Origin of the sequence: Streptomyces sp. 8K308 (assembly GCF_004348315.1) — a bacterium.
Classification (GTDB): domain Bacteria; phylum Actinomycetota; class Actinomycetes; order Streptomycetales; family Streptomycetaceae; genus Streptomyces.
The window spans coordinates 1-11,230 of sequence record NZ_SMKC01000239.1 but is presented as its reverse complement, the minus strand read 5'-3'; the positions used below and the strand labels follow the sequence as shown (position 1 = coordinate 11,230).

The window sequence follows — 11,230 nt, the reverse complement described above, 5'->3', positions numbered from 1 at the left end:
GTCCTCCGCCCCCTCGCCGGCGTCCACGCCCACCGCCACATCGACGCCCTCCACCGCCCGGAACGCGCGGCGCGCAGGGCCGTCCGCACCGTCATCACCGCACTACGCCACGCCGCGACGACGATCAGGGACCGGGACGCCGCGCCGGGCGGCTGAGCGCCGGCTGGGCGGCGGGTCTCCTACAGTGGGGCCTCGTGCTCTACGGCAGATCGGCGGAGACCAGCGCGGTCGACGGAGTGATCGCGCGGGCCCGCGAAGGCTTCGGCGGTGCGGTGGTGTTGCGCGGCGAGGCGGGCGCGGGCAAGACCGCCCGGGGCAACCGCAGCCCGAGGGGAGCCTGCCCGAGCCGACGCCGGAGTTCGTGGCCTTCTACCGTGCGCTGATGGCCGCCCCACCGCCGGAGGACCGGCGCGCCAGGATCGACGGCATGATCGCCGAGCAGCGCCTGCTGCACGGCACCGGGCTGCCGTTCGACGAGGACGCGGCGCGTCGGCTTCAGGAACGGATCCACGACCGGGCCCGTGACCTGTCGGCGGTGGCCAATCACCGGCTGGCCGCGGCGGCCAGGCCCGACTTCGAGCCGGTGGGCGTGCTGCACCAGGTGAAGGCGCCCACGCTGGTCATCGAGGGCAGCCACGAGCCGGCCAAGCCGGGCCACGGCGCGATCATCGCCGAGCGGATCCCGGGAGCGCGGCTGCTGATCGTGCCGGGTATGGAGCACACGCTGCCGCCGGAGACGCACGAGGAGTTGGCCACCGCGATCCTCGCGCACACGGCCGGGTGATGCCGAACGGGTAGCCGCTCGGGCCGGCCGTCGGCGCACCAGGTCGGACGCGCGCCGCACGCGCGCCCGGCGCGCCGGGGTGTGCCTCCCGTGCCCTGCCAGGATGGCCATGACCAGGCAGTTCACGGGCAGGAGTAGGACATGACAAGCCGAGCCGGCGCGTTGGCTGCCGCGGCCTTCGCCGTGCCGCGTCACCACTTCATCCCCCCGCGTGCGTGGGCCTGGCCGACGGCCGGCAGCGAGGGCCACTGGATCGACCGCGAACGCGACGCCGACCGCTGGTGGTCCGCCGTCAGCTCCGACACGGTGATCGTCACGCAGATCGACGACGGCGAGACGGAGCTGACCGAGGAAGCGGTCAGGAAGACGTTCACCTACACGTGCTCCTCCTCGGGCCCTTCGTTGGTCTTCGCCTTCCTCGACCTGCTCGACCCCGGCCCCGGGCACCGCGTGCTGGACGTCGGCACCGGCACCGGCTGGACGGCCGGGCTGCTGTCACACCTGGTCGGGGAGGAGAACGTCACCTCAGTCGAGGTCGACCAGACCCTGCTGACCACCGCCGAGAAGAACCTGGCCCGCGCCGGCGTCTCCCCTCGCCTCGTCCTCGGCGACGCTGCCGAGGGCGCGCCGGCCGGCGGGCCGTTCGACCGCGTCCACGTGACGTGCGGGGTCTACGACATCCCCCACGACTGGATCGCCAGGACCCGCCCCGGCGGCACCATCGTCCTGCCCTGGTCGCGAAACCACCGCATCGTCCACCTCACCGTCGGCGACGACGGCACCGCGGCCGGCCGCTTCCACGACTCGTGCGCGTTCATGCCGCTGCGAGGCCAGCGCCCGGCGCGGATCGGCGGCCTGCCCGACGACGAGCGCGAGCGCGCCGTCACCACGGACGTCCGCCGGATCCTCGATCTCACCCCGGGCTGGGAGGTGTACCTCGCCGCGGTGGTCGGCGACATCCCCGCTGTGGTGCGCAAGGGCCAGGACCACGTGCTCGCGATCCTCAGCGAGGGTGCCTCACACGCGCGTCTTGAGACGAAGGGCAGCGGCGGGACCGTGACCCAGCGCGGCCCCCGGAACCTCTGGGACGAGGTGGAACGAGCACACCTCGCGTGGACGGCGGCAGGTGCCCCGGGGATCGACCGGTTCGGCCTGACCGTCACCCAGGACCGGCAGGACGTCTGGCTCGACAGTCCGGCGCGAACAGTGAACCCGCAGGTCAGGGAGGGACGGTAGATCATGGGGAAACACAGCAGGTCGGTCCCCTGCTCGGTGTGCAACGGAACGGGCAAGACCCAGCACTCGCTTGACGGCACCACCGTCGAGGTCGACTGCGTGGTCTGCGACGGCACCGGCAAGCAGCCCTGAGCGCGCCCCGCCGACGGGTCAGGCGCGGGTGAGCGCGAACATGTAGCAGCCCCAGGCGATGTTGCGGCTGTGGACCCGCACCACGTCGGGCTCGGCGAGCAGCCGGGCGATCGTCGACTCCGGGTCCTGGCCGTCGTGGACGGTCGTCGCGTCGTGGATCCAGCCGCGCGCGTCGTAGGCCCGCAGCACCTGCGGGCGGCCACGCCAGTCGGCGGGGTAGGCGGTCGGGTCGGCGGGGCCCGGGCAGGGTTCGGCGTGGGTGAGCACGGCACCGATCTCGCGGTAGGGGCTGGCGGCGGGCAGCGGCGGCTCGTAGCCGAAGAGCAGCAACTCCTCGCCGGGCCTCGCGTCGCTCAGGCAGCAGCGGACGGGCTCGCCGCCCTCGGCGGCGAGCCGCTCCGCGCGCGCCCCGAAGGCGTCGAGGCCCGTGGCACGCACACCCTCCAGGACCTCAAAGGGCAGTGCGTGCACGCGGAAGGTGGCGGTGGTTGTCGTCGTCGTCATGCCGCCAGCATCCGGTCGCGGGGAGGCCCCGGCCGGCGGGTAACGGACATCGCGTTCAGGACGGCTTCGGAACGGCTTCAGGACAGCGGGGGCCAGGCGTTGGCCAGGAGTTGGCGGAAGTGGGTCGGGAACCACTGCCCTTCCGGTGGGGCGTCCGGCAGGGCGCCGGTCGGCTGCCGGCCGGGCCAGGTGAGGTGGTGGCACATCCGCTCCACCGGCGCGCTGTCCGGTCCGCCCTGGCCGTCCGACTCGCCCGGCGGCTTGGCCCACACGTACGCGTCGACGCCGGGCGCGGGCGCGGCGGCCGGGCGTTCGCCGAGGCCGGCTCCGGACTGGTTGCACCAGTTCTCCGAGCGGAGCCGGCGGTCGAGCCGGCCGCCGTCCACGTAGGCGTCGGCGTGGGTGCGCGGCCCGGGCCCGGTGGGCCGTGCCTGGCCGCCCCAGCCGTTGCGCGAGGTGTCGACCAACAGGCCGAGGCCGGACGGGAATCCGCGCTGCGTCAGCCGCTGGCGGAACGTCGCCGCGTACGTCTCGACGTCGACGAAGTCCCGCCAGTCCACCCACCTGGTCTGCCGGACCGGCACACCGTTGATCACGTCGTCGACGGAGAAGTACGGCTCACGGGTGGCGGCGTGGTTCGGCGGTGTTGGCGATCAGCCCGTGCACGTCGGCGACGGTCGCGCCGGAGGCGTTGGCCGCCGCGTACAGCAGCTCGACGGCCGGCCTCGCGACGTCGGCCCAGCCGAGCCAGCCCGGGTGCGAGATGTCCAGTTGACGATCCTCGCCCAACCTTGATCACAACCGGTGGAAGCAATTGATCTTGTCGTAGTGTCGGTGGACTGTTTCTTGATCGGAGAGCACCACCGTGAGTACCGTCGCCGCCCGTCGTCCGTTGACCTTGGCCGAGCGGGAGGAGATCTCTCGTGGGCTGGCCGAAGGACTCCAGCAGAGGGAGATCGCCTCGCGGATCGGGCGCGACCCCTCGGTGGTGTGCCGGGAGATAGCCCGCCATGGCGGCCGGGAGCACTACCGCGCGACTGCCGCCAACATGTTTGCGGTGCGGGGGCGTTCACGGCCGAAGGAACGCAAGCTCACGCGGCTTCCCCGCCTGCGGGGGAGTGTGCTGGCCGGGCCGCGGCGGGGCTGGTCGCCCGACCAGGTCGCTGGCCGTTTGCGCCGCGAGCGCGGCTACCAGGACCCTGACACCGTGATCTCTCGCGAAGCCGCAACGGAGTTGGACGTGTTCTTCGCCCATCCTCATTCTCCCTGGGAACGCGGCACGAACGAGAACACAACGGCCTGCTGCGGCAGTACTTCCCGAGGGGCACCGACCTCATGGTCCACACTCGCGAGGGCCTCGACGCCGTGGCCGCCGAACTCAACGGACGCCCCCGCCGTATCCTGGGCTACCGCACCCAAGCCGAAGTCTTCACCGAGCTCCTGACCAGCTCAATTGCTTCCACCGACTGACACCGCCCACGACGGCCGCGCAGTTCGCGGAACTCGAAGGGGAACGTACGTGCGGGGAGCGCCGCCGAGATTGCCTGTGCTGGCCTCCTCAGCTCGTGAGGCGCCGGACGAACCACCGCGTCAGGATCTCGTCAACCGTCCGCGTAGCGGGCAGTTGGGGGGCCGGTTTCAGGCCGGGTTCTTCGGCCAGGGGGTGTGCCAGGTCCGGCACGGTGACCAGCTCGACCTCGTCCGGGCGCGGGTACCGCTCACGCAGCGCGCCGACCAGGGCGGCCGCGTCGGCGCGCAGGTCCTGGTGGTCCCGCTCGCCGCTGACGAGCAGGAGTGGCGGCTCGCCCGTGAGCTCTCCGGCGCGGGCGACGAAGTCCAGCTCGTCGGCGACCCCGTGGGACTCCGCGGTCCATCGGTACGGATGTCCGGCCAGGCGCTCGACGAGCCCGACGACGGACCGTATCCGCACGGCCGGGTTGACCAGGGCGACCGCCAGGACCGGAATCCGTAGCGTGGTCAGCACCCGTAGCGCCACGGCCCCGCCGAGCGAGGCGCCGAGCACGCCGATCGGCCCGTCGTCGACCGGCAGTTGCTCGCGCAACGCGGCGAGCGCGGCCGGGAACTCGTCGGCGGCCTGGCGGGCGATGGGGGCCAGGAAGGACAGCAACGCGTCCTCGCGGGCCAGTTCGAGGGCGGCGTCGAGGCGTCCATCGACCATCCGCGCGCCGCACATCGGCATGCCCAGGTGAACCCGCCAGGCGGGCACCCCGGTCATGGGCAGCGCCGCCGCGAACGCCGCGTCCGTGCGCGGCGCGTCCAGCATGTGCCAGGTCACGACCAACGGCGCGGGCCCGTCGACCGCTCCGGCCGGCGGGAGTGCCGTGAACGGCACCCCGGCCGCCGTACCGGTGATCGTCTCCATGACTACTCCCTCGGTGCGCGTGGACCGCCACCGTAGGCGGCGCGACGGGGCCGGGACCGCCACTTCTGCCGGCGGCGAATCTGCCCACGGCGTAGCCGGCCCGGGCGCGGCCGTGGGCGGGGACGAGGTGCCCGATGGGCAGCGAACTCGTCCTGCCAGCAAGGGGGTTGACGGCCCTGGCCATCCCGGCCGACGGCGCGGGTGTCGGTGAGCGGCGGTACGGTGCCTTTCGTCCGGGGAGGGCCAGCCAGGAAGCCAGGAGGGAACATGTTCGAGGAGCGGCTCACGGAGTTCTCCCGGGAACGTCTCGGGGGCCGGCCGGTCCCCGACGACCTGCGGGTGATGCTGGTGGCGCAGTGGGAGGGCCGGGACGACTTCGCCGATCTGCTCGGCATCACCTTCCTCGAACCGGGGCAGCCGCACCCGCTCCTCGACACCAGCTACCTCAGGGAGGCCGAGCTGGCCGATCCGGAGACGCAGGCCATCAACGCGGGGTGCGCGCGGGTGGCCGAGCACTACAAGATCGTCGCGGAGTTCGGCAAGGGCTGGGTCGGGTACTGGCTGTACCCGGACGAGCCGGCCGACCAGCCCTGGCACGTGGTCGAGTTGGACACCGAGTCACCTACTGGGGGATGGCGGGCAGCACCCTGGCCGAGGCGTGCGCCGCCGACCGGGCCGGGTATGAGGACGAGCCGGATGAGGCGGTCGCGTTCGCCGAGCTTGCGGCCCGGCTCGGCGAGCTCGGACTGCCGCTCAGCGGGCGGGAGTTCGACGACCTCCACGACCTGGACCACGCGGTGGACCCGGAGGAGTTCACCGACCGGCTCATCGACGAGGAGCGGGCGATGCGGGGCGTCGGCTGAGCTACCGGGACGCGTCCCCCGAGGGCGCGTAGCACTCGGGGGGTGGCCGCCGTCGCCGCGGTCACGACTCATGCACGTCAGGGCTGATGAGTCAGCGCCGTCGAGAAGCGCCGGCAGACGTGGACGCGGGCGAACCGCGCCCGCATCGCCCGCTCGTGGCGCAGGTCGGCGTGGAGGAAGAGGGCGACGGGCCGGAGGTCGGGGTGGGGTTGGGCGACGGCGCGCGGCGGCTCGGCCGGGTCGGTGTACGCGTGGGCGAAGACATGCAGGTAGTGGTCGCTCTCGGCGAAGCCCATGGCCCGGTACCAGTCGAGGGTGCCGGGGTCGTCCCTGGTCCAGGCGTCGAGCGTCGTGACGCCGAGGGCGGACAGCCGGGCGCGGGCCTCGGCGAGCAGGTCCCGGGCGATACCCAGGCGTTGGTGGTCCGGGTGGACGGCGACCGTGTCGATGGTCGCCGAGTCGCCCTCGACGAGGACGTCGAGAATGCCGACGACGCCTCCCGCCGCGTCGGCTGCGACGAGTTCGAGGCCGGGCGCCGGGATCGCCGGCTTGGCGCGGTCGACGTCGTCGAAGTAGGCGGTGGCGAGGAAGGACAGGACCCGGCACCGCAGCCAGGACGCCTCGTCGGCGGGCGCGTAGTCGCGTATCAGGTGACCCACGACCGGGATCATCGCGTATTGGACTGGTCGATGCAAAACCTGCTACGGTCGCCGCATGGCGCGACCGAGGACGTTTGACGAGGAGCGGGCCCTGGACGCCGCGATGCGGGTGTTCTGGGAGAAGGGTTATGAGGCCACCTCGACCCAGGACCTGTGCGAGGCGACGGGGCTCGGGCGCAGCAGCGTCTACAACACGTTCCACAGCAAGCACGACCTGTTCCGGCGCGCGCTCGGGCGCTATCTGGACGGGATGACGGAAACCCAGCTCGGCGTGCTGGAGGACGTCGAGCGGCCGGGCGGCGAGCGGGTGCGGGCGCTGTTGGCGCTGATCGTCCAGGGGGAGGCCGAGCACCGGGCCGCCGGGCGGATCCTCGGCTGCCTCGGGGTGAACACCACCGTGGAGTTGGCCGCCCGGGACACGGCGGCGGCCGAGCTGCTGGCGCGGGACACCGCGCGCCGGCTGGCCGCGCTGCGGGACGCGCTGGCCGCCGGGCAGCGGGACGGCAGCGTGACGTCCGCGCGGGAGCCGGGGGAGTTGGCCCGGTTCGTCAACGCGGCGGTCGCCGGGATCCGGGTGTCAAGCCAGGGCGGCGCCGACCAGGCCGCGCTGGAGTCGATCGCCGAGATCACCCTGGACGCCGTGACGCGCTGAACGCCACCGCCCGGGTCCGGGGTCACGCGCGGCCGAGTTTTGAACTGATCGATCCATAACGAGAGAACATCACGAGAAGGAGTGAGGCAGTGCCTCGTGCCGTGTACGTGTTGGCCCTCGGCATTTTCGCCATGGTGACCAGCGAGTTCGTCGTCGCCGGCCTGATGCCGCAGCTGGCGGATGGCCTGGGCGCCACCGTGCCGCAGGTCGGCTACCTGATCACCGCGTTCGCCGCGGCCATGGCCGTCGGCGGGCCCTTCCTGACCGTGGCGCTCCTGCGGGTGGCGCCGAAGAACGCGCTGCTGCTGCTGTTCGCCGTCTTCCTGGCCGGCAACGTGCTGGCGGCGGTCGCCACCGACTACGCCACCATGCTGACCGCCCGGATCGTCACCGGCGTCGCGTCGCAGGCGTTCTTCGGGGTGGCGATCTCGCTCGCCGTGCGGCTGACCCGCGCCGAGATACGCGGCCGGGCGATCGCGGTGGTGATGAACGGGCTGATGCTCGGCACCCTGCTCGGGCTGCCGCTGTCCACACTGGTCGGCGAGCGGTTCGGCTGGCGGGCCGCGTTCTGGGTGATCTCGGCGATCGCGGTGGTCGCGGCGGCGGCGACCGTCGTCGGGGTGCCGGCGCTGGCGCGGGCCGAGGAGGAGGGCGGTTTCCGGCAGGAGCTCGGCGTGTTCCGCGCGCCCCGGCTGTGGTTGGCGCTCTCCACCAGCACGCTGATCATCGGCGCGACCTTCGCCGCGTTCAGCTACCTGAACCCGATCCTCACCGAGCTGACCGGCTTCGCCACCGGCACCGTGCCGCTGCTGCTGATCGCCTACGGCGCGGCCACCGTCGTCGGCAACACCGTCGTCGGCCGGCTCGCGGACCGGCACACGGTGCCGGTGCTGGCCGTCGGCCTCGCGCTCAACGCCCTCTTCCTCGCCGGCTTCGCGCTGCTGGCCGAGGTGCCGGTCGCCGCCGTGGCCTTCCTGCTGGGCGTCGGGCTGGTCGGCGTGACCATGAACCCCGCGATGGTGACCAGGGTGCAGCGCACCGGCAACGCCCGCCCGCTGGTCAACACCGTCCACGCCTCCTTCATCACGCTCGGCGTGATCCTCGGCTCCTCGCTCGGCGCCCTCGCTATCGGCGCCTGGGGACTGCGCGCCACGCTCTGGCTCGGCGCCGCCATGGCCGTGCTCGGGCTGCTCACGCTCCTACCGGACGCGGCGCGCCGGCGGCCCGACCGGGCGGGGTCCGTGGCTCCGGCCGGCTCGACGGACCCGGCCCGGCCGACCGAGAAGGCCGCCGTGTAATAATCACCTCGCCAAACTGACTATTACATCCGGAGGGCGTGATGAACGGGGCGGACACGGCGACACCCGAGCTGGTCCTGGCCTGGACCGCGGGCTGGGCGGTCTCCCGGGAGACGCCGGCGCCCGTCGAGCAGCCGTGGGGGGTGCGGATCGACGTCGGGCAGCTGCACCACGTCGCCCGCCACGTGCTGCCGGCGGCGGACGAGGCGGCCGTCCGGGGCGTCGTCGCGGCGGTCACCGTGCCCGCCACGCACCTCAAGGCGTTCGTCGACGTCGAGCGGGTGGCCGGCTGGCTCACCCCGGACTGGACCGAGGGCGACCACGGCCATCTGATGGCCACCGCGCTGCGCGGCTCGGCGGCCCGCGTCCCCGCCGGCTACCGGCTCGCCGTGGAGACGGCCGCCGGCGTGACGCGCGCCCGGGTGTTCGCGGCCGACGGTTCGCTGGCCGCGCGCGGACAGGTGGCCCCGGTCGGCGACGCCGCGGTGGTCGACCAGGTCGAGACCCACCCCGCCCACCAGCGGCGCGGCCTCGGCTCCGTGGTGATGCGGACGCTCGCGAACGAGGCCGTCGAACGCGGCGCGACCACCGGGATCCTCGGCGCCACCCACGAGGGGCGCGCGCTCTACGAGACCCTGGGCTGGGCGGTGGCCGCGCCGGTCACCGCTTTCGTCTACCGGGCGGTCAACGCGCCGTCCTCCGGCTCCTCCTGGGTCGGAGAGCCGGGCTCCGGGTCGGAGTTGAGGGAGTCGAGCAACGCGTCCGTCTCCGGCTTCGGCTCCGGCCTCACCATCCCGACCCCGACGTAGAGGACCAGCGACGTCAGCAGCGGCAGGCCGACGATGGCCGCCTGGGTGGCGCCGTCCACGACGTAGCGGACGACGTACCAGACGAGAAGGCCGCCGGCCCACGAGGTGATCGCCGCGGTCGGCCCGACCCGGCGGAACCACGGCAGCAGGCCGAGCATCAGCGGGATGGATATCGGGCCCATGGTGGCGGCCACCAGCTCCACGACGGTGTCGAGCACGAAGCCCTCACCGCCGGTGGTGATGGCGATGGTCATGCTGAGGGCGACGAACAGCACGGTGGTGACGCGGGCGAACGTCAGCTGCGCGGCCTCCGTCAACCGCCGCACGCGCGGCACCAGCACCGGGGCGATGTCCCGGGTGATGACCGCGGTGATGACGTTGGAATCGGAGGCCACCATGGCCATCGTGTGCGAGAAGAACCCGGCCAGCATCAGCCCGATCAGGCCGGCCGGCAGCAGCTCCTTGGCCAGCGCGATGTAGGACTCCTCGCCGTTGCTGAGCCCGGGCACGATCAGCGGCGCGGCGATCATCGGCAGGAAGAGGACCAACGGCCAGACCAGCCACAGCACGCTGGAGAGCAGCGCGGCGCGGCGGGCGTCGGAACCGGAGGGCGAGGCCATGTAGCGCTGCGCCAGGTTCCACATGCCGCCGTTGTACTCGAAGGTCTTCACCAGCAGGAACGCGAGGATGAGCCAGGTGGTGACGGTGCCGTTGACCGGATCGCCGTGGCCGTCGGGCAGGTCGCCCCACATCGAGAACGGGAAGTCCACGCCGAGTTCGATCATCACCGCGAACAGCATGGCCACGCCGGCCACGGCCTGGATGACGAACTGCCCCATGTCGGTGAGGACATCGGCCCACAGGCCGCCGACGGTCATGTAGGCCATGGTGGCGACGCCGGTGAAGGTGATGCCGACCTCGATGGGGATGTCGGCGAAGCCGCGCAACAGGACCGATATGGCGACCCACTTGGCCGCGATGTCGACGACCTTGAGGGCGGCGCCGCTGTAGGCGAGCACCTGCTGGGTCGGCAGGTTGTAGCGACGGGTCAGGTACTCGAGCGGTGACTTGACGTCGTGCTTGGCCCGCAGCCGGTTCCAGCGGGCGGCGAAGAGGAAGGCCCCGACCCCGACGCCGAGACCGATGGTGAGCGGCCACCAGAAGTACACGGTGATGCCGCTGTTGTACGCGACGGCCGCGAACGCGACGAACATCACCGCGCTGTAGCCGGACATGTGGTGCGACACCCCCGACAGCCACCAGGGGATCTGCCCCCTGGCCGTGAAGAAGTCGGCCACGCTGTGGATGCGGTTCTTCGACCACCAGCCGATGGCTACCACGACGAGGAAGTAACCAGCGACCACGATCCAGTCCAACGCTGACATCGCGGCTCCTAGGGGAAGGAAGAGGGGAGGATCTCGCGCGCAGGGCCAGGCGTTCACGTACAGGAACGTCAAACATTGTCATGAACAGACTTCGCCACCATAGGAGCGCTCCCAACCAGCGTCAATAGACCGAGCCACCCTCGCCCTCGCCGGGCCGGCTTTGGCCGCGACGGCGCTGCGCGCCGGGCCGGCGACGGGACGGGCCCGAGCCTCTGGCCGCCGGCCGTCGGCGGCGGACACCCCCGTCGAAGCCGGTGCCCAACGCCAGGCCGCCGGCAGCGCGGACCGGGACCGGCAGAGCCGATCGGACCCCGGCGCCTGACGGCCGGGAACCCCGACACCCGGCGGTCCGGCGCGCAGCGGCGAGCCGGGCCACCGGCCGCGAGACGCCCTGCGGCGAAGCCGCCACCCGGCGCGCGACGCCAGGGCCCCAATGGCGCCCGGCCGCCGGCAGGGCGAACCGGGCCCGGCCAACGGCCGCAGCAGCCGGCGCACGCCGCCGGGCCCGCCCGGACAGGGTGGGTG

Annotated in this window: 12 protein-coding genes and 4 pseudogenes; 10 read left to right on the top strand and 6 right to left on the bottom strand. The window is 72.8% G+C overall.

Features of this window, described 5'->3' with window-relative positions:
• The 4 genes and pseudogenes from E1265_RS39625 to E1265_RS40400 all read left to right on the top strand — a co-directional run.
• A pseudogene (locus tag E1265_RS39625) lies at positions 1–156 on the top strand (LysR family transcriptional regulator); the annotation flags it as partial.
• 226 nt (positions 157–382) lie between these two features.
• The gene (locus E1265_RS25965; RefSeq protein WP_243741110.1) at positions 383–784 is read left to right on the top strand and encodes an alpha/beta hydrolase; all 402 of its coding nucleotides are present in this window, start codon (positions 383–385) and stop codon (positions 782–784) included.
• A gap of 141 nt (positions 785–925) precedes the next feature.
• Entirely contained in the window at positions 926–2,020 is a 1,095-nt protein-coding gene (locus tag E1265_RS25960; RefSeq protein WP_132933437.1) for a methyltransferase domain-containing protein, read from the top strand.
• Between the two features lie 3 nt (positions 2,021–2,023).
• Positions 2,024–2,152 (top strand): hypothetical protein, encoded by a 129-nt coding sequence (locus tag E1265_RS40400; protein WP_279571464.1) that lies wholly within the window; start codon positions 2,024–2,026, stop codon positions 2,150–2,152.
• 18 nt (positions 2,153–2,170) lie between these two features.
• Here E1265_RS40400 and E1265_RS25955 read toward each other — a convergent pair whose 3' ends face one another.
• The 3 genes from E1265_RS25955 to E1265_RS40395 form a co-directional block, all read right to left on the bottom strand.
• Positions 2,171–2,656, bottom strand: a complete 486-nt coding sequence (locus tag E1265_RS25955) for a DUF1203 domain-containing protein (RefSeq protein ID WP_132933436.1) — start codon at positions 2,654–2,656, stop codon at positions 2,171–2,173.
• 77 nt (positions 2,657–2,733) lie between these two features.
• Complete coding sequence (locus E1265_RS25950) at positions 2,734–3,252, bottom strand: glycoside hydrolase family 6 protein (protein ID WP_279571463.1); 519 nt, start codon at positions 3,250–3,252, stop codon at positions 2,734–2,736.
• A 22-nt stretch (positions 3,253–3,274) separates the two neighbouring features.
• A complete protein-coding gene (locus E1265_RS40395) occupies positions 3,275–3,445 on the bottom strand; it encodes a glycoside hydrolase family 6 protein (protein WP_279571462.1) in 171 nt (56 codons plus the stop codon).
• 76 nt (positions 3,446–3,521) lie between these two features.
• Here E1265_RS40395 and E1265_RS39620 point away from each other — a divergent pair.
• Both E1265_RS39620 and E1265_RS39615 read left to right on the top strand, forming a co-directional pair.
• A pseudogene (locus E1265_RS39620) lies at positions 3,522–3,608 on the top strand (hypothetical protein); the annotation flags it as partial.
• Between the two features lie 288 nt (positions 3,609–3,896).
• Positions 3,897–4,126 (top strand): annotated as a pseudogene (locus tag E1265_RS39615) (IS30 family transposase); the annotation flags it as partial.
• Between the two features lie 88 nt (positions 4,127–4,214).
• Here the strand turns inward: E1265_RS39615 and E1265_RS25940 are convergent.
• Complete coding sequence (locus E1265_RS25940) at positions 4,215–5,039, bottom strand: prolyl oligopeptidase family serine peptidase (protein ID WP_132933435.1); 825 nt, start codon at positions 5,037–5,039, stop codon at positions 4,215–4,217.
• A 632-nt stretch (positions 5,040–5,671) separates the two neighbouring features.
• Here E1265_RS25940 and E1265_RS39610 point away from each other — a divergent pair.
• Positions 5,672–5,902 carry a hypothetical protein gene (locus tag E1265_RS39610; RefSeq protein ID WP_243741109.1) on the top strand — a complete coding sequence of 77 codons (231 nt, stop codon included), beginning with the start codon at positions 5,672–5,674 and terminating at the stop codon, positions 5,900–5,902.
• Between the two features lie 77 nt (positions 5,903–5,979).
• On the opposite strand, the gene E1265_RS25930 is transcribed toward E1265_RS39610, so the two are convergent.
• Positions 5,980–6,561: a GNAT family N-acetyltransferase gene (locus E1265_RS25930; protein WP_132933434.1), complete on the bottom strand. Its 582-nt coding sequence runs from the start codon at positions 6,559–6,561 to the stop codon at positions 5,980–5,982.
• Positions 6,562–6,616: 55 nt separating this feature from the next.
• Between E1265_RS25930 and E1265_RS25925 the strand changes: the two genes are divergently transcribed.
• The 3 genes and pseudogenes from E1265_RS25925 to E1265_RS40810 form a co-directional block, all read left to right on the top strand.
• Positions 6,617–7,213 (top strand): TetR/AcrR family transcriptional regulator, encoded by a 597-nt coding sequence (locus tag E1265_RS25925; protein WP_132933433.1) that lies wholly within the window; start codon positions 6,617–6,619, stop codon positions 7,211–7,213.
• 89 nt (positions 7,214–7,302) lie between these two features.
• Complete coding sequence (locus tag E1265_RS25920; protein ID WP_132933432.1) at positions 7,303–8,511, top strand: MFS transporter; 1,209 nt, start codon at positions 7,303–7,305, stop codon at positions 8,509–8,511.
• Between the two features lie 41 nt (positions 8,512–8,552).
• Positions 8,553–9,149: pseudogene (locus E1265_RS40810) on the top strand (GNAT family N-acetyltransferase); the annotation flags it as partial.
• Positions 9,150–9,184: 35 nt separating this feature from the next.
• Here E1265_RS40810 and E1265_RS25910 read toward each other — a convergent pair.
• Positions 9,185–10,705 (bottom strand): sodium:solute symporter family protein, encoded by a 1,521-nt coding sequence (locus E1265_RS25910; RefSeq protein ID WP_132933430.1) that lies wholly within the window; start codon positions 10,703–10,705, stop codon positions 9,185–9,187.
• Positions 10,706–11,230: the final 525 nt, after the last annotated feature.

What these genes read in the sequence shown, in the direction of transcription:
- E1265_RS25965 (WP_243741110.1), top strand. Translation starts at nt 383, where the DNA reads ATGGCCGCCCCACCGCCGGAGGACCGGCGCGCCAGGATCGACGGCATG.
- E1265_RS25960 (WP_132933437.1), top strand. Translation starts at nt 926, where the DNA reads ATGACAAGCCGAGCCGGCGCGTTGGCTGCCGCGGCCTTCGCCGTGCCG.
- E1265_RS40400 (WP_279571464.1), top strand. Translation starts at nt 2,024, where the DNA reads ATGGGGAAACACAGCAGGTCGGTCCCCTGCTCGGTGTGCAACGGAACG.
- E1265_RS25955 (WP_132933436.1), bottom strand. Translation starts at nt 2,656, where the DNA reads ATGACGACGACGACAACCACCGCCACCTTCCGCGTGCACGCACTGCCC.
- E1265_RS25940 (WP_132933435.1), bottom strand. Translation starts at nt 5,039, where the DNA reads ATGGAGACGATCACCGGTACGGCGGCCGGGGTGCCGTTCACGGCACTC.
- E1265_RS39610 (WP_243741109.1), top strand. Translation starts at nt 5,672, where the DNA reads ATGGCGGGCAGCACCCTGGCCGAGGCGTGCGCCGCCGACCGGGCCGGG.
- E1265_RS25925 (WP_132933433.1), top strand. Translation starts at nt 6,617, where the DNA reads ATGGCGCGACCGAGGACGTTTGACGAGGAGCGGGCCCTGGACGCCGCG.
- E1265_RS25910 (WP_132933430.1), bottom strand. Translation starts at nt 10,705, where the DNA reads ATGTCAGCGTTGGACTGGATCGTGGTCGCTGGTTACTTCCTCGTCGTG.